This window comes from Methanolobus sp., from assembly GCF_016278385.1.
GTDB lineage: Archaea > Halobacteriota > Methanosarcinia > Methanosarcinales > Methanosarcinaceae > Methanolobus.
On record NZ_JADQBY010000002.1, the window covers coordinates 111,861 to 129,583 of the forward strand.

Annotated in this window: 18 protein-coding genes and 1 tRNA gene; 11 read left to right on the forward strand and 8 right to left on the reverse strand. The window is 40.5% G+C overall.

The annotated features are described in order from the left end of the window. Positions 1–81 precede the first annotated feature (81 nt). Entirely contained in the window at positions 82–2,076 is a 1,995-nt protein-coding gene (gene rqcH, locus QZZ23_RS00900) for a ribosome rescue protein RqcH (protein ID WP_292466310.1), read from the reverse strand. A gap of 95 nt (positions 2,077–2,171) precedes the next feature. On the opposite strand from rqcH, the gene priS reads away from it, so the two are divergent. The 10 genes from priS to QZZ23_RS00950 all read left to right on the forward strand — a co-directional run bounded on the left by priS (position 2,172) and on the right by QZZ23_RS00950 (position 9,599). Beyond that, the gene (gene priS, locus QZZ23_RS00905; RefSeq protein ID WP_292466311.1) at positions 2,172–3,347 is read left to right on the forward strand and encodes a DNA primase catalytic subunit PriS; all 1,176 of its coding nucleotides are present in this window, start codon (positions 2,172–2,174) and stop codon (positions 3,345–3,347) included. Then, positions 3,334–4,032 carry a hypothetical protein gene (locus tag QZZ23_RS00910; protein ID WP_292466312.1) on the forward strand — a complete coding sequence of 233 codons (699 nt, stop codon included), beginning with the start codon at positions 3,334–3,336 and terminating at the stop codon, positions 4,030–4,032. The genes priS and QZZ23_RS00910 overlap by 14 nt, the downstream gene beginning before the upstream one ends. A gap of 28 nt (positions 4,033–4,060) precedes the next feature. Next, entirely contained in the window at positions 4,061–4,339 is a 279-nt protein-coding gene (locus QZZ23_RS00915) for a 50S ribosomal protein L44e (RefSeq protein ID WP_292466313.1), read from the forward strand. A 5-nt stretch (positions 4,340–4,344) separates the two neighbouring features. Next, positions 4,345–4,521, forward strand: coding sequence for a 30S ribosomal protein S27e (locus QZZ23_RS00920; RefSeq protein ID WP_091937808.1), 177 nt, complete (start codon positions 4,345–4,347; stop codon positions 4,519–4,521). A gap of 16 nt (positions 4,522–4,537) precedes the next feature. Continuing rightward, positions 4,538–5,335, forward strand: coding sequence for a translation initiation factor IF-2 subunit alpha (locus QZZ23_RS00925; RefSeq protein ID WP_292466314.1), 798 nt, complete (start codon positions 4,538–4,540; stop codon positions 5,333–5,335). Positions 5,336–5,342: 7 nt separating this feature from the next. Continuing rightward, positions 5,343–5,516, forward strand: a complete 174-nt coding sequence (locus QZZ23_RS00930) for a nucleolar RNA-binding Nop10p family protein (protein WP_292466315.1) — start codon at positions 5,343–5,345, stop codon at positions 5,514–5,516. Then, complete coding sequence (locus tag QZZ23_RS00935; RefSeq protein WP_292466316.1) at positions 5,504–6,280, forward strand: proteasome assembly chaperone family protein; 777 nt, start codon at positions 5,504–5,506, stop codon at positions 6,278–6,280. The genes QZZ23_RS00930 and QZZ23_RS00935 overlap by 13 nt, the downstream gene beginning before the upstream one ends. A gap of 6 nt (positions 6,281–6,286) precedes the next feature. Continuing rightward, positions 6,287–7,504 (forward strand): TIGR00375 family protein, encoded by a 1,218-nt coding sequence (locus QZZ23_RS00940; RefSeq protein WP_292466317.1) that lies wholly within the window; start codon positions 6,287–6,289, stop codon positions 7,502–7,504. A gap of 50 nt (positions 7,505–7,554) precedes the next feature. Next, positions 7,555–7,668: transfer RNA gene (locus tag QZZ23_RS00945), tRNA-Ser, on the forward strand. A 308-nt stretch (positions 7,669–7,976) separates the two neighbouring features. Beyond that, positions 7,977–9,599 (forward strand): PAS domain-containing sensor histidine kinase, encoded by a 1,623-nt coding sequence (locus tag QZZ23_RS00950; protein ID WP_292466318.1) that lies wholly within the window; start codon positions 7,977–7,979, stop codon positions 9,597–9,599. A 66-nt stretch (positions 9,600–9,665) separates the two neighbouring features. On the opposite strand, the gene QZZ23_RS00955 is transcribed toward QZZ23_RS00950, so the two are convergent. Further along, positions 9,666–11,408 carry a sensor histidine kinase gene (locus tag QZZ23_RS00955; RefSeq protein WP_292466319.1) on the reverse strand — a complete coding sequence of 581 codons (1,743 nt, stop codon included), beginning with the start codon at positions 11,406–11,408 and terminating at the stop codon, positions 9,666–9,668. Positions 11,409–11,422: 14 nt separating this feature from the next. After that, positions 11,423–11,935 carry a response regulator gene (locus QZZ23_RS00960; RefSeq protein WP_292466320.1) on the reverse strand — a complete coding sequence of 171 codons (513 nt, stop codon included), beginning with the start codon at positions 11,933–11,935 and terminating at the stop codon, positions 11,423–11,425. A gap of 151 nt (positions 11,936–12,086) precedes the next feature. On the opposite strand from QZZ23_RS00960, the gene QZZ23_RS00965 reads away from it, so the two are divergent. Beyond that, on the forward strand, positions 12,087–12,368 hold the full coding sequence (locus QZZ23_RS00965; RefSeq protein ID WP_292466321.1) for a MarR family transcriptional regulator: 282 nt from the start codon (positions 12,087–12,089) through the stop codon (positions 12,366–12,368). Here the strand turns inward: QZZ23_RS00965 and QZZ23_RS00970 are convergent. The 5 genes from QZZ23_RS00970 to QZZ23_RS00990 all read right to left on the reverse strand — a co-directional run bounded on the left by QZZ23_RS00970 (position 12,365) and on the right by QZZ23_RS00990 (position 17,714). Beyond that, complete coding sequence (locus QZZ23_RS00970; protein WP_292466322.1) at positions 12,365–13,012, reverse strand: sensor domain-containing protein; 648 nt, start codon at positions 13,010–13,012, stop codon at positions 12,365–12,367. The genes QZZ23_RS00965 and QZZ23_RS00970 overlap by 4 nt on opposite strands. 281 nt (positions 13,013–13,293) lie before the next feature. After that, positions 13,294–13,878 carry an ATP-binding cassette domain-containing protein gene (locus QZZ23_RS00975; protein WP_292466323.1) on the reverse strand — a complete coding sequence of 195 codons (585 nt, stop codon included), beginning with the start codon at positions 13,876–13,878 and terminating at the stop codon, positions 13,294–13,296. Between the two features lie 156 nt (positions 13,879–14,034). Beyond that, positions 14,035–15,249 (reverse strand): ABC transporter permease, encoded by a 1,215-nt coding sequence (locus QZZ23_RS00980; protein ID WP_292466324.1) that lies wholly within the window; start codon positions 15,247–15,249, stop codon positions 14,035–14,037. A gap of 2 nt (positions 15,250–15,251) precedes the next feature. After that, on the reverse strand, positions 15,252–16,466 hold the full coding sequence (locus QZZ23_RS00985; protein WP_292466325.1) for an ABC transporter permease: 1,215 nt from the start codon (positions 16,464–16,466) through the stop codon (positions 15,252–15,254). Positions 16,467–16,481: 15 nt separating this feature from the next. Then, the gene (locus QZZ23_RS00990) at positions 16,482–17,714 is read right to left on the reverse strand and encodes a COG1361 S-layer family protein (protein WP_292466326.1); all 1,233 of its coding nucleotides are present in this window, start codon (positions 17,712–17,714) and stop codon (positions 16,482–16,484) included. Positions 17,715–17,723 lie beyond the last annotated feature (9 nt).

Sequence of the window (17,723 nt, forward strand, 5' to 3'; positions counted from 1 at the left end):
TGTTAATCAATTCAGCATCCTTCAATAAACTCAAGGTATAAAACCCATTAGAGTTATCTTCTGCTGCACTTTACGTATGTATTACTGTCCCTTAATGTCAGATTCACCCGGTGGGAGCATCATTGAAATCTTATCAGGAGAAGCGATCTGCTTTACAAAATTGGGATCACCTAATTTTTCGACATATATTTTGTATATCTTTTTAGCTACATCGTTCTGATTAAATTTCCCCGGAACGATCTCAACAAGATGCTGACCATGCGTATTAACAGCAGATACAGGACCACCTATTACCCGGGTACTACCTTCCAGTTCAAGGGCAACTGCAGCACCCACATGAACATCCCTGAAATAGTTACGCTCACCACGAATTACGAAGGAACCTTTTTTAAGGTACTCTCCGGACTCAGGGGTCTTCGATACCTGCTCAGGTTTTATCCAGTAGCAATCACCGCTGAACTGCCCCGATTTCCATACACTTGAATAGGAAACCACAAACTGCGCTGTTTCCTGAAGTGTCTGCTCCGGCACATCTTTACCCTGGGTTTTAATAACTGTGATAGGAGCACCAGGAACCTGCGTATGAAACACAATGTCCCTCTTTTCCATATATTTTTTAACAATTTCCTCGTTACTGTCAGCATCCCTTCCGGCAACCACAAGGAAACCATCTGAGGACGTGAACCACCTGAAACGTCCGTACCAGTATTTCTTTGCATGGACCTTTCGCTTACCGGATGCTTTCTTCTCTTTCTTTTGCATCGCACTTTTCGTATCCTCTATGGCCTTAAGTGCTCCATCCTTTTTCTTAGTAAGCTTTTTGGCTTTATCATAATAGACCTGTGCGTTCTGAGGAACTGTAAGTTTGATATCCACAGTAGCCATAATCCCATCAAGATCAAGGACAATGTTCCCGACTGCAGAATCAATACTCACAATCCATTTTGCAGCAGGAACACTGTCCTTTGCTTTTTTAAGTATGGACCTGATCTCATCCCATGAATAACCCTTATCACGGGCTTGCAGCAGGACACCAATGATCTCTTCAATATCGACATAATTGGCATAAATCTTTTCCGCAACAAGTGTATACTTATTGGCATCCGTTGTAAATTTATCAATTGCAGCTTCTTGTTTCTGAAGCCTGCGTTCAAAAACATTCACTTTTTCCTTTTTGACTGCAGTAACCTGTTCCTGCACAGATTCAGCAGACATCTTTCCAAAGAAAGCATCAAGAGCAGCATTAAATGTGGGGAAAGATTCTTTTTCGTAATCCTTGTAAATATCAAGTTCAAAAGGAAGCGCATCAAATGACTGCATCTCACCTTTGACATCCTTTTTGACAACACATGGTTTCAGGTTGCCGGAGAGAAGAGGAGAGAAGAGATCTTTTAATGCCGCCATAATAGATGTTATACCATCCGAACCAATGTCCCTTGCAACTTCAGCCTTATTGACACCTGAGCGGGCACAGACCTCTTCAGCAAGTACGCCACCAAGATTGAATCTTGTGGCAATGGTCCTCACCACATCCGCATCTGACAGGGCAAATGCTTTTTCAAGATCCTCAGCTCCTGCTTCAACAGGACTGATCTGGGCTTCCGGATACTGATACACCTCACCACTGCGTATCTTCCTTCCCTTGAAGGACACAGGTTTCATAGGGAGAATTATCTTCCTTTCAGAATCCAGAAGAACGATGTTTCCGGAAGAGAACAATTCAACAACAAGAATTGTATCCACGCCACCACGTACAATACCAATCTCCATTATCCTGTCAAAATCATACTGTTTGACAAATGTGATGCGCCCTGCCATAATGTGCTTTCTTAGCAGCATTGGAAATGACTGCGGAAGCTTTGGACTTGGGCGCAGGTGCTGACTCATGTGCGCCCGCTTACCGGCTTCGATTACAAGATTGTCCCTGCCTTTATTGTAGACAAAAAGATTTATCCTAATTTCATCCGCGGCAGGCTGGTATATTTTCGCAATTTTGGCATCTATTATAGATGTATCACCAGAGCTAAGCTCAAATGTAAGGGCAGCTACATCAGCACTGGTCATTTCTTTCTTCATGCGGGAATTATAATGCGGATGGTGACTATAAGGTTTATGACGCATTAAACAGATTTAGTATCAAATGGGTTCCATAGAGGAGATACAAGCACCATATGAATGAGAGTACAAGACAATATTTAGTATCTGCATTCCAGAATTATTATTCCACCGCAGACATAAGACTCCCGCCCGAATTTACTTCAAGAGAATGGGGATTTATTGAGTTTACCAGCGGTCAGGATACTTTTATGAAAAGACACCGTGCATTTGGTTCAGAAGGTGAACTACATGACTACCTAAGAGGCATAGCTCCGGCACATGCATACTATTCAGTAGCCTACTATGAGTACCCCGGTGCCCCAAAGATGAAAGAGAAGAACTGGCAAAAAGCAGACCTTATATTTGATATTGACTCTGATCACCTGCCCGGTGATATTAATTCATATGCTGAAATGCTTGAAAATGGGAAGAAAGAGACATTAAAACTCCTTGAGTTTCTCATGGACGATTTTGGTTTTAAGGAAAGAGAAGTTCATGCTGTCTTTTCCGGCGGCAGAGGATATCACTTCCATATCAGTGAAGAATCGGTGCTTTCGCTTGGAAGCGCAGAGAGAAGAGAAATTGTAGACTATGTCAGTTCCAGGGGTCTTAATCTTGATAAGATATTCTCCAAGAGAGATATTTCAGGAGATGCCGGAGCAGAAACCGCAAAAATGTCAATACTTCCTTCAGAGGACGAAGGCGGTTGGGGAGGAAGGATCAACCGCTACCTTATAACGTACCTTACGTCCCTGGCCAGAGATGAAGATGCTATTAAAATACTGACAGGATTCAAAGGAATTGGCAAAACTACTGCGGAGAAACTTGTAGAAGTATTCCGGGATGAAGCACGCGTATATGCCTTGAAAAAAGGGAAGATGGATGCACTTGGCGGCATAAAGAAAGAAATACTGGAAAACATTGTGAAGCAGGGGGTTACCCAGATGGCTGCATGTGTTGATGAGCCTGTCACCGCAGATATAAAACGTCTGATACGCCTTCCCGGATCACTTCACGGAAAATCGGGTATGAAAGTCACAGCCTTATCCATCCAGGAACTGGAAACATTCGAACCCTTAAACGATGCAGTAGTATTCAGTGACAAGTCGGTAAAAATAAAAGTGATTAAACCTTTTGCTGTTCAAATGAAAGGAAAGGACCTCACAGTAGAGGAAGGCATACAGGAAGTCCCGGAGTATGCTGCAGTATATCTGATGTGCAGAGGGGTGGCTGAATATGGATCGCACTGAGCTTAAGAACGCACTTAGGGAAGAGAGCAGTTCAACGCTCAGGTCGCTACACCCTGGCTTTTTTCCTGATGTAGAAAAGTACGTTAAGGAACTTGAGGAAGAGATACTTAATGTAAATAACCCACGCTCAGTTGAGTCCAAGATGCTTGAGGATGAACTGCAGAGTGCAATTACCGACATAGAGGTTATATTCATACGCCGCATAAGGAAGATAATAAGCTACGCCACAAACAATGCATTTTCCAGCATGCCGCCTTCCCAGGACATGAGCAAACTTCTGAATGAAGAAAAAGAACTATATGATTCTGTGCTTTCAGCCATCAATTCAGCACGTAAGGAATTGCTTGTACCGATACTTGACCCGCAGGCAACAATAATAAAAATGAAGCCGGCCAAAATAAAAGAGGGAAATACAACTCTGTCTGAGGATAACGTACAGATCGACCATTCTGATGAGCAGCAACGGATGCTTGCCGGACATCAGGATGATACCAGCAATAAAGACGAAATAGGCAAAAGTAATATAAATAAAGAATTCGTTGTTGTGCGAATACTGGAGGACCTGCCTACTTTCAAGGCTATGGATAATCGCAATTACACATTATATGCTGAAGACGTTATCGTTTTACCCACCCTGAACGCAAAGGGGCTGATTAAACGGAACGTGGCACAAAGAATTCCGTAAAATTAATAAACTTATCAAGGTGAAGATAATGAAGATTCCAAAGAGATTCAGAACACACTGCCCTTCATGCAAAAAGCACACAGAGCATGTTGCAGAGAGAGTAAAGAAGGGTAAGGCATCGTCACTTACACGCATCGAAAGACAGAAGAAACGCCAGACTGGTATTGGAAACAGTGGCAAGTTCTCAAAGGTGCCTGGTGGAGACAAACCAACAAAAAGAATATGGCTCAGATACAGGTGCACAGAATGCAATAAGGCACATCAGAGACCATGTTTCAGAGCAAAGAAATTCGATTTTGCGGAGTGATGTAAATGAACAAACCTAAGAGCAGATTTTTACGTGTAAAATGTAATGATTGTGAAAACGAACAGGTGATTTTCGGCAGTGCAAGCCGCAAGGTAACATGCCTTGTATGCGGAAGAACACTCGCAGAGCCTACCGGCGGAAAATCATCAATCACAACACACATACTCGAAGTACTCGAGTAATTCAAAGTGATTTATAATGGATGACAACAGTTGGCCCGAAAGTGGGGATTTTGTTGTTTGTGCCGTAACGAATGTTACCGATTTCGGTGCATACACATCCCTTGAAGAATTCAATGGAAAAGAAGGTTTTATCCACATATCGGAGATTAAGGCCGGATGGGTCAAATATGTAAGAGACCACGTGCGTGAAGGACAGAAAATAGTCTGCAAAGTACTTAATGTAGACTCTTCACGTCGCCACATAGACCTGTCCCTAAAGGATGTTAACGAACACCAGAAGCGTGCAAAGATACAGGACTGGAAGAACGAACAAAAGGCCTTCAAGTGGCTTCAGTTTGTTGCAGAGGAAAATGAGACCAGCGAAGAAGAGATGGATAAGTTAAAGCTCAACTTGCTGGAAAGCTTCGGCAGTCTTTATTCCGTATTTGAAGAAGCAGCCATCAATGCAGAGGATGCTTTCGACGATGTGAAGATGAAGAAGACGCTTGTTTCAAGTATTATCACTGTAGCTCAGAATAACATCAAACTGCCTTTTGTAGACATCGCAGGATTCATAGACCTCAATTGCTATCTCCCTGATGGAATCGAGATCATTAAGCAAGCACTTGATGCTGGCAATGAAATAGAGGAGGAAGGAGTAAACGTGGACATCAGTTATACTGGTGCTCCAAGATATCGCATTAAAGTGATTGCTCCTGATTATAAGAAAGCAGAGGCTGTGTTGAAGAAGTCTGCAAATGCAGCTATCAGCACTATTGAAAAGCTTGGTGGAAAAGGCGAATTCCACAGGCATAATGATACTGTAAAGGCGTGAGATTCCGTTGGGACAAAATATCTTCAAATGCAGGAATTGTGGCAGATATACTATGGAAACTGTCTGCAAGCAATGTAGTTTCAATACTGTTAGGCCACAACCTGCAAAATTTTCCCCAAAGGACCCCTATGGCAGATATCGCAGGATAGCAAGGAAAGAGGGAGATCAATGCAGGAAATAGAAGTAATTCGTACAAAAGAAGATGTTCAACTTAAGGACCCGATACTTATAGTGGGGCTTCCGGGTGTTGGACATGTTGGAAAGCTTGTTGCAGAGCACATTGTCGAAGAACTTGATGCAGAGAAAATAATTGAGATTTATTCCCACCATTTCCCACCTCAGGTTCTTGTGGATGAAAATAGTGAAATTCAACTGGTAAACAATGAATTATTTGTCTGCCACACAGAAAAACACGATATTATTGTACTTATTGGTGACCACCAGAGCTCTTCCACAGAAGGACACTACAAACTATGCACAGTTTACCTCGAACTTGCGCAGGAATTTGGAGTACAGAGGATATACACTCTGGGAGGATTCCCTACAGGACAGCTCACACATTCTAACGAAGTACTCGGAGCAGTAAACAATATAGAACTTATTGAGGAACTTAAAGAGTATGGAGTCACCTTCAAAGAAGGTGAGCCAGGAGGAGGCATTGTTGGTGCTTCCGGACTTTTGCTTGGACTTAGTAAATTCAAGAACATTGATGCAGCATGCCTCATGGGTCTGACCTCAGGCTATCTTGTAGACCCGAAGAGTGCACAATCACTGCTTAAGGTCATCTGCAAGATATTTGAGATCGATATCGATGAAGGACCTCTTGAAGAGCGTGCCAAGGAAATGGAAAAAATTGTTGCAAGACTTAAGGAAGTAGAACAGCAACAAAAAGGGATGCCTGAGATGGGCACCGTAAATGATGAAGACCTCAGATATATTGGCTAAAGTAAAATGTTGATCAATGCCGATCTTCACTTACATTCCAAATATTCAATGGCTTGTTCGAATAAAATGGAATTGCCAGTAATGGCAGAGGAAGCAGCAAAAAAGGGTGTGGATCTGGTTGCAACCGGAGACTGCACCCATCCCGAGTGGTTAAAAAACATCAAAAAGGCAGCTGCCGATGATGAGACCGTAACCATCGGGAAAACTAATTTTATAATAACTACTGAAATAGAGGACAGCAGCCGCGTACATCATCTTCTCCTCTTACCATCCATATCTAAAGCTGAAGAGCTTGCGGAAAGATTATCTAACTTCTGCGACCTCAAAATAGACGGAAGACCCACTGTCCGACTGAATGGATGTGAGATTGCCGAGGTTGCAAAAGACATAGAAGCTCTTATTGGACCCTGTCATGCTTTTACTCCGTGGACCGCACTCTATGCATACCATGATTCTCTTAAGAGCTGTTATGGAGACATGACCGATTATATTTCATTCCTTGAACTTGGACTTAGCGCTGACAGTAACTATGCAGATAGGATTAAAGAACTTCATCGGCTCACTTTCCTTTCAAATTCCGATGCTCATTCTCCTTGGTCCAATAAGCTTGCAAGGGAATTTAACCAGATAAGTGTTCCAGAAGTCACATTTGAAGGACTCAAAAAAGCAATTCTGAGGAAGGATGGATATAGAGTTACCTATAATGCCGGATTCTATCCACAGGAAGGAAAGTACAATGAATCCGCATGTATCAAATGCTATACACACTACACACTTGAACAATGCCTTTCATCTAACTGGAAGTGTATCAATTGTGGAGGACTTATCAAGAAAGGCGTAAAGGACAGGGTAAACGAACTTGCTGATTTCGCCGAAGCAAAACACCCTGAGCACAGACCACCTTACGTTCACCTGATGCCACTGTCAGAGATCATCATGACGGCACTCGGGCATGCCAGTATTAATACCAAAGGCGTACATACTGCATGGAATGACCTGATATCAAGATACGGAAACGAATTGAATGTCCTCCAGAAAGCTGATATCAGTGATATGAACAAACTCGACAGACGTGTTGTAAATGCAATCCTTGCTTTCAGAGAGAAGAAACTTATTATCCACCCTGGTGGTGGTGGACAGTACGGAAGCATCGAGATACCCCCGGAAACCCAGAACATCGAATATGAACACCAGAAGAAGCAGAGCTCACTTTTTGACTTCTAAACCTAATCCTCGATACCTTTTTAAGAGATTAAGACCTTCAAATCCAATGTGCTGAGGTGGCAGAGCGGACTAATCCGTCGGCAAATGCCTCGGAGTCCAAACGCGACCGGCTCGAGACCGGTTTCTCCGGAAGGAGTGCTTGGGTTCGAATCCCAACCTCGGCGTCTTTTTTATAGTTGTATGAAATAAATATATTAACCGCATACTAAGTTCCCATAGTTATTAATAGAATATCATATAAAGAGAAATAAGAATCAAGTACATGGTGGATTCACCTAAATAATTTACATTCATGTCTAAAAGCGCAACTAACTGTTGGTTGGGACAACATAATACAAGCGCTTAATATTAGTACTCATTTTCTGTGCTGTGATTTCAGCCTTCATCAATCAAAAATGGTGAAAAAGGAAGCTGAACGCTCATTACCACCCGAATAGATTAATATAATAAGGAATTTGTGAGTTAATGGAAAATGATAATAAATAATGAGAATCCAACCAATGAAAGTGATGATAGAAACCACCAGCCTACAAAAAAAGAACTGCATCAAAAAATAAAAGAGCTACAATCTCAATTAGAAGTATCACAATCCAGATTACAGGAAACAGAAGAATTTTATTCCGATCGACTGAACAATCTCAACGATGTCCTTTTTGCAGTGGATATCGATGGCTATTTTACATATATCAACCCTGCAATCAAAAACATAACCGGCTACGGTGTTGAAGAAGTCCTTGGCACTCATTTTACAAAACATGTCCATCCTGATGACATTCCAGGTTTACTTGAAGATATTGAGAAAACCGTTGGTGGAGAACATAAACCATACATGTTCAGGATAGTCAAAAAGGATGGAAAAATAAGCTATGTGCACACTACATCCCAACCCATTTTCAAGAATGGAGAGTTCATAGGAATCAACGGCCTTATGATTGATATCGCCAGGTTGAAACATGTGGAATTCAAACTCAAGAAAGAGAGAGATAGAGCACAGAAATACCTTGACATCGCAGGAGTCATCATCCTCGTTACCGATAGAGAAGGTAAAATAAAGCTCATGAACAAAAAAGGATGTGAACTTTTTAATTGCAAGGAGCAAGACATAATTTCTAAAAACTGGTTTGATATCTCCTACCCGGAAAATACCAGGAACAAAATGAAAACAAATTATGCAAAACATATGGAAGGCAAAGCTGAACTACGTCCGTATTTTGAAGAATCGCTCCTGATAAAAAAAGAAGACAGAATCTTTGGATGGCACAATATTCTTCTTGAAGATGAAGACGGAAATATTAAAGGAGTTTTGTCCTCTGGAAACGATATAACAGAACAAAAGCATGCTGAAAAAGCACTTCTCCTTGCCAAACTAATATCAGATAATGCAACCCGTACAAAAAGTGAATTCCTTGCAATCATAAGCCATGAGCTGAGAACACCACTCAATGCCATTTTGGGTTATTCAGATCTTCTTTACGAGGATCATTTTGGCGCCACAAACAATCAGCAGAAACAATATCTTGAAATTATCAAGCGCAGCGGCAATCGCCTGCTTCTTTTAATCAATTCCATGATAGAGCTTTCCGCCGCTGAAGAAGGGAAGATTGAACTTAACATAAAGAAGTTCTCGGTTCCTGTAATTATTAAAGACATAATGAATTCAACAATTCCAATGGCAAAAAATAAGAATATAAATATTGAGTTTGAAGTCGATGATAACATTAAGACCATGCATGCCGACAAGAACAAAATGAAAGTTATCTTTTATAACCTTATAAGTAATGCCATTAAATTTACCCCCGAGTGTGGAGACATCAAGATCAGTATCACTCAAAACGAAGGAATGTTAAATGTGTCAGTAAAAGACAATGGTATTGGAATTGAAAAAAATGATATCGGGAAACTATTCAAGCCTTTTTCTCAATTAGATTCCACACTCACTAGAAGGTTTGAAGGAGTAGGACTTGGACTTATGATAGTAAAGGAATTTGTCAAAATGCATGGAGGAAAAATAGATGTTGAAAGTGAGATCAACAAAGGCAGTAATTTTATCTTTATGATCCCTATGAACCCTGAACAACAATCAGACACTTTTTAATTTAGCTTGCAGTTTTATATGAAAGCGGTTTAGCATGTTATTGTCACAATAATCCTCAGACATACTTCATTTTTTCATCAGTGTAAACACAAAAGTACTTCCCTTATAGGGAGCACTGCTCACCGAAATAGTTCCACCCTGGCCTTCAATAATACCTTTGACAATTGATAGACCAAGACCACTCCCACCAAACTTTCGTGTTGATGTACTATCTATCTGGTAAAATTTATCAAATATATTATCAAGTTCCTCAGGACTCATGCCAATACCATTATCACCAATACTTACCCTTACACTAGAACCTTCATCCATAACATCAATTGTTATTCTGCCATTCCTCTTGCTGAATTTAACGGCATTATTCAGAAGATTAACAAATACCTGTACAAGTTTATCTTTATCAGTATTTACAAATGAAAGGTCCGTTGGCATGTTAAGGGACACTGTCATCCTCTTGTCCTTTAGATACTTGTCAACCATTTCAAGAGAAATATTGATCGTATCTTCAAGGTCAACCAGTTCCCTGTTGAATTTTATACGATTTGATTCAATTCTGGAAATATCGAGAAGATCATCAATCATACGCGCTTGACGATCAATATTACGAATAATAATATCAAGCATCTGACGCCTGATTGAAGAATCACATGAATCATTTTCCAGCAAAAAATCCCCTGATGTTTTTATGGCAGTCAGTGGAGTTTTAAGCTCGTGGGAAACTATAGATAAAAATTCATTCTTTAGCCTGTCAAGCTCCTTAAGTTTCCGGTTTGCTGCTATCAGTGAATCATTCGAGTCTTTAAGCTCCTGGGTTTTTAAATCGACTTCCTTCTCAAGGCTCTTGCTCCAGCTAAAAAGAATAACAACTACAAAAGAACTCACAAATATGATGCAAAGAACCGAAACAATTGACACAATAAGCAGCTTCAAGTAAACTGACACAATTAGCCTGTCAATTTCAGAGGAAGGAGTGTTAATTGCCAGTGACCATTTCTGATTGTACCAGCTAATAGGAGAATAAGACACAAGTCTTTCCTCAACGATAGTACCATTTTCAAGGACAAAATACTTACCATATCCTTCTGCTCCACTTACCTGTTTTGAAATTATATCAACCAGGCCTGAAGAATTTGAAGCCATGAGCTCTGAATAATTGACTCCCCTTTTATAGTCCCATGATTCGTCATATAGCAACCTGCCACTCCCATCAAGCATATATGAATAACTTGATGAGTTAGAACCCACCATATACCTGCTTTTAAGGTCAGACTCCTGAATAATAGCAATAAAAGCTCCCTTGAACTCATCATCTTCATAAACAGGAAGCCAGATGAAGGAACCATAATTTCCTTCCGTGAGCCTCAGAGGATCTGTAATATAAGCTTCACCTGAATCCTTTATCCATTCAAAGGCACTATACTGGTTAGCTTCATACAGGTTTAAACCAACAGGAACATTCTCTTCTGGATAACCTGAAATTATTGTTCCATTCTCTGCCACATATTCAACCACATAGAACATACCAGCAATATCATAGACCCTTTTGAGATTCGATTGGAAGTTATCGGGCGGAATGCCTGCATCAGCTTTTGCAATAACCTCCAGTAGCAATACTTTTTCGTTAAGGGTCCTTTCCAGGCTGTTAGCAATCTGACGTGTCAGCAAAAGTTGTTGATTCTGGTACTGCTCTTCAACAACAGACCTGATCTCTATATTCGTCTTAAGCCACAGGAAAAATATTGAACTTATTAAAAGTAAGACTACTATAGCAAAAAGAACTAGATTCCACCTGCTTTTCCGGTCCCACATGATAAAATTAAAATTTACCCCTGACTTCTTCTCAGAACCATTTTTATGCGTGCTTTCAGTTCTTTCAAGTTGAAGGGTTTGGTTACATAATCATCTGCACCTAATTCGATGCCTTCCACCTTATCAGTTACTTGACCTCGTGCAGTGAGCATAATAATAGGAATATGACTGTACATTGGATCCAATTTAAGATGTTTGCATACTTCAAAGCCATCCATCTCAGGAATCATAAGATCAAGAAGTATTACATCAGGAATCTCTGAATATACTTTTTCTATAGCCTCGTACCCATCTTTTGCTTCTGAAACATTATATCCTTCAGCCTCAAGTGCTATTTTCAGAGAAAGCAAAGCATCCATTTCGTCATCGACAATGAGAACTTTCTGCCTTGTATCAGACATACTTTTCAATGCCTCTTTAACCAGGGATTCGGAAATTGATAAATTTTCAGCGATTTCCTTCGTAGTTATACCGGGGTTTTCCTCAAGAAGAGAAAGAATTTTACCGCTAGTCTTTTCTGTATGCATAATAATTCTACCTGAAACAAGCTTATGAAATATAGAAGTACGATATTATTAAAACCTTTCCAAATATGACAGGGTTTCTGTTTTTGTAAACGACTTATCCAATAAAAGAAAATCTTATAAGCCATAACAGAATATATAATCAAGATAATAAATGGATAACCTGGAAGAGATTTTTGGAAAAACTGCCCAGATGACGGTTCTTAAGAACCTTATAGCGCACAAGGATGAATCGACATATCTTTCAGGAATTGCCGACGAAACCGGACTGTCCCATTCCAGCGTTGCAAGAGTGATTACACCATTAATAAAAAGTAATGTTGTTATTGAAAAGCCCCTTGGCAAGCAAATAAGAACATTTAAATTAAACCTCGAAAATGAAAAAACAAGACTCATACTTGAATTTTATAACAATATTAACAATGTAGAGAGTTAAAATTGTGCATCCGCAATAAAATGTACCTCTTTATGCACAATCTGTTCGGACCCCAACATCTTTTTTGCAAAATTTGCTTCCAGGTATGCAAGCAAATTCAACAAATGCATGGACCCAAGCCCCACAAATGTTCCGGCAATAGATATCATTATTGATTCCAGTAAAGAGTCAGCTGAACCAGTACCAATGACATAAAGAAGTGGATCTATTAGCATTCCCAGACTCAATGCCACAAGGAACAGCATTATTGTAAGTGAGATAATTCCTATCGGGAATTTCAACAGCAGAAATAAAAGAGATTTCCAGGTAACCGGATTCTTTAACCTGAATGAAATTCTTTCAATTATATTTTTTTTGTCAGAGGGAGCTAAATACAGTTCTGGAATATCAATACCAAGTAACCATATAGCCATCTGGCGCTCAAAGGATGCTATCTCCCACCATGCAAGAAAAACAATAATGAGTAATGGAAGACCTATCCACATTAGCAATAAACTGAAACCCAGTGACAAACCAGTTACAAGGAATGCAAAATAAGCCGTACCAAGTGGAAATGAGAATAACAGATATAATAGATTCATATATGTCTGCTTCTCAAAAGCAACATTTGCGAATTCATGTAGAATTGTCCCCATTTCACCCATTATTTTTCCCCTATGTAATCGAATATATGTCTTTAATTTATTAAGTCCGGATTTTACCAGACATATTATACCTAATACCGTTTTTTAGTGTTGGATTCTACTTAATGTAAAGATGGGATTCATGCACCATTGCATCATCAGGAGAAAGTATGCCCATGACTTCCACTGCGTTTTTGTAATCAAAGATAAACGAATCTCCATAATCTATTTTGATTGATACAGCATCACATGACTGTAACCTATAGTCTTGATTTAACCCGTGCACCCACATATTCACAAATCTAAACCGAAAATGGCTCATAACCCATAATATTTAACTGTGATATAACTGCCAAAATCTGTGCCATGAAAGAAGCACTTACCGTTGTTACATGAACTAAATAGCACAATGATTTACTAACACCCTCAATAAATTCCACTTTTGGGAGGTCATTGAGACCTACCATATTCAGCAGGTCTCGTACCCTTACGGAGGAATCAGCTCCCTTCTTTGCGTTGGAATATACCAGCAGCGTTACATTTTCATAGGCGCTTGGACGTGGGATGAGATTGAAGTTATGGAACACAAAACCAATTTCAATACCTCTGAGCTCCTCAAACTCATTACCCGTTATGACGCTGGTATCTCTCCCCATTAGAGTGACCTTGCCCTCGGCCAATCTGTCCAGCCATCCTATCATGTTCATCAGTGTATTTTTTCCTGTTCCAGATGGAATCATGATGGCAACAAGTTTTCCGTTTTTAGTACACAGATCACTTCCATGGAGAATAGGCACTCCTGTACCACCAAGGAGATAGCTCTTTTCCAAACCTGTGATATCAATAACGTTGCCACCATCAAATACACAACTATTGTAAGCTGCCATTTGTACACACATTGTATATTCCAACTTGACGATATATCGTCGGACCAGTCAATGCATCGCAATTACTTAAACGTTTCGATTCATCGACTTATCTGGCGGTGCTTTATGCAACCCTACATACCTTTTTAAAAAAAAGACTTTCATCTGGAAGCAAAATCATTCATGCCGGAGCGCTTCAACAGGATTAAGATTTGCCGCCTTGTTGGCCGGATAGACCCCGGCAACCAGACCGACTATCACAGATATGAAAAATCCAATAAAAATGAGATAAAATGGGAACACTGGCGGAATATCCAGATATACTTCTACAAGATAGGAACCAACAAGACCCATGAGTGTTCCAAGAATACCACCAATCACCCCTACTATAATAGATTCTAAAATGAAAAGCACAAGTATGCCGGATCTGGTGAATCCCAGTGATTTCAAAAGACCGATCTCACGGGTTCTTTCAGTAACTGTAACCAACATTATGTTCATAATACCTATGGAACCAACTATGAGAGCCACAACAGCCACAAGGGTGATCAGTATTGTCAGTGATTGTGCAAGGGCATCCAGCTGATCGATTATTTCAGCCTGGTTGAAAATCCGATATGGTTTAGCATCGTCATTCTCAAGGTCCCTTGTAGGCACACCCAGTGACCTTGCAAGACGTTTGTCCACTTCGTCAGAAACCTCCTTTACAGATTCTGCACTTCCCGTCTTCGCGGAAAAACCTCCATAATCTGTGACATTAAGCATTTCATTCAGTGTTTTTATGGGGGCATATATAGCAACATCGCGATCTGGTCCGCCAGTTACAAAAGTATTATCTTCACTTGCAAGTATGCCTTTCACCCGGAATTTTTGAGTTACACTGGTCCCATCAGCCCTTTTTATGGTTATATCCACATAATTCTTGATAGAGATATCCTTATCAAACTTCTCTTCTGCTACATCTTTTCCCAGAACTGCTACGTATTTGTCCTTATCTGAAAGGAAATTTCCGTCTTCAACATCCAGATTGGATATGTACTGGGCATCCTCGCCCACACCCTGAACATCTATCTGCCGGGTTGCCGACAGGTATGTAACCGCCGCAGTTTGCTGGTTAAAAGGAGAAACCCCATCTATACCCGGAGTATTCCTGATCAGTTCCAGTTCAGTGTCATAAAAGATATTTACATCCTGACTATATATTATAATGAAATTTGAACCGAGGGAGCTAAGCTCATCTGTGAAATATTGATTGAAACTTGCACCAAGGGAAACGTTTGCCACAACTGCAGCAACACCGATGATTATCCCCAGTGCTGTAAGGGTTGAACGCATTTTGGCACTGCCAATACTACCAAGAGCAATAGCAAATGCCTGTTTTAAGTCTATCATGCTTACTCCTTCCTCAAAGCTTCAACCGGATTCATACGCGCAGCTTTCCTTGCAGGATAAACGCCGGCAACCAGCCCTACGACTATTGATACAAAAAAGCCCATGAATATCAGGCTTGTTGGGAAAACATCCGGAACACCCAGGATATTATTTGCTAACAGTGCAATCCCAATGCCCAGGAAAGTACCCAGGATTCCACCGATAAGCCCTACAATAATTGATTCTATTATGAAAAGCGAAAGAATATCCTTTTCATTATACCCCAGTGATTTCAAAAGACCTATTTCACGAGTCCTTTCGGCAACTGTTACAAGCATGATATTCATTATCCCGATGGAACCCACAAGAAGAGATATCAGAGCAACCGATGTAAGAAGTGATGTCAGAGCGGCGGATAGCTGGTTCGTCTGCTCAAGGACCTCCATCTGATCAAATACCACATACGGCTTAGCATCATCATTGTCAAGGTCCCTGCTAGGAACACCCAGACTGCGTGCAAGACGTTTGTCTACCTCATCTGCGACTTCCCTGACTACATCAAGACTTCGGGCTTTTATGAAAAAACCTCCGTAGTCATCCCTGTCGATTATCTCATTCATGGTCTCTATTGGAATAAAGACACGTATCTCTGGCTCTACCCCTGTTTGGGCAAAGGTGGTATTAGGATCCTTAATTACACCCTTGACGATGAAAGTCTGAGTAACCACACCACCATCTTTCCTTCTAAATGTGATATCAATTGGATTTTTGATTGAAATTTTCTTATCAAATTTCTCATAGGCAACATCCGCACCAATTACCGCAACATAGCGATCTTTATCAGTAAGGAATGTCCCCGAATCCATCTCAAAATTTGCCACTTCGTCATAGTCCTGAGTAACCCCTTGAATATCTATCTGTCTGGAAGTGGACATGAAAGTAACTTTTGCCATCTGTTGATTTATAGGAGATACACCCTCAACCCCAGGAGTGTTTTCAATAATTTCCAGCTCTTTATCAAAGAAAACATCTATATTCTGGCTGTAAATTACAATAAAATTAGATCCGACCGCTCCTATCTCATCATTGAAATACTGGTTGAAACTGGCCCCCAGTGAGACATTGGCTATCACGGCTGCAACGCCTATAATAATTCCAAGGGTGGTAAGGGCAGACCTGAGTTTGGAACTGCCGATGCTACCCAGTGAGATCCTGATAGCCTGAGTCAGACTTAGCATAAGAAGTATCCCTTCTTACTCTTTTTCCGTTCTGCGTTTGTAAAGGACGTACGCACCTGCCCCTACTATTATCACAAAGAGGAGTACTACATAAACACCTGCTCCGCCCTCATCTTCAACTACATTATGCTGTAACTGACGAACACTGATCTGCTCAGTATGCTCATTTAAACCGTTTCTGTAGTCTGCATAAATTGTAAGATTAAGAGGGAAAGATACGTCATTTGATTCAGCCTTTGCATTGATCTCAATGGTAAAAAGCTCATCAGAATCCATGGAACCTATAAAGTACTCCGATGGAGAAAACACAATCCCTTCAGCTTCAAGTTGAACACTTACAGACGAAAGAGCGTTGGGATGAATGTTAGCAACATCAAATTCAAGTGCACCTTCACCATTCACAAGGGCTAGTGGTTTTGAAGGAATTACCCTCACAGAGGATGAATCTACCTTTAAAGGAATCCTCCAGTTATTGTTGTATGAATGAGAACTGCCGACTATGGAAAAATCAAGATAGTATGTCCCATCTGGAGTGTTTTCATCTACTTCAACATTATAAGTCAAGTCCACAGATTCCCCGGGACCGATGACACCGTTCCCATAGTAAGTCTCCGTAGTTATTTTAATCCCTTCAACACCTGTAAGGGACGCTGATTGGATCCTGGCATTGGTATCATACTGCTCATCATCAATGGTAATAGAATACTCAGTAGCACTGTTCTGTAGTGTGAATGATATGGTACCTGTGTCCCCGGGCATGAAAACCTCAGGTTCTTTAACAGGTTCTCCTGCAAGTTGTATAGTTCCCTTGCTGTCAAAAGAATCTGAGCCTACCCTTATCTCAAACTCTTTCTTGAACCACGTACCGCCGGCATCCTCTTGATACCATATTTCAAATGTGCCTGTTCCCTGTTTTGCGGCTGAATCCGTATAAAGTCTGAAATCTTTAACAGCCGCATTATCAGGAGATAATATTCCAATATTAACAATTGCATTTTCACTACTATCTATGGAAAACGGATAATCAGGAACTATTTTTATAGACAGGTCGTCTGCCTTTGCATAACCCAGGTTCTCAATCTTGACCCAGACAGTTACATATTCGCCAATCTCTGCAGGAATCGGTTCGTACTTAAGAACACTTGCCTTAAGGTCCGCACCATCTGCAGCAGATGCGTTCATCGGTACAATAAATGATAACAATAATACAACAGCCATTACAATTAGCAGCCTATTTTTATCCAACATATTATTCCC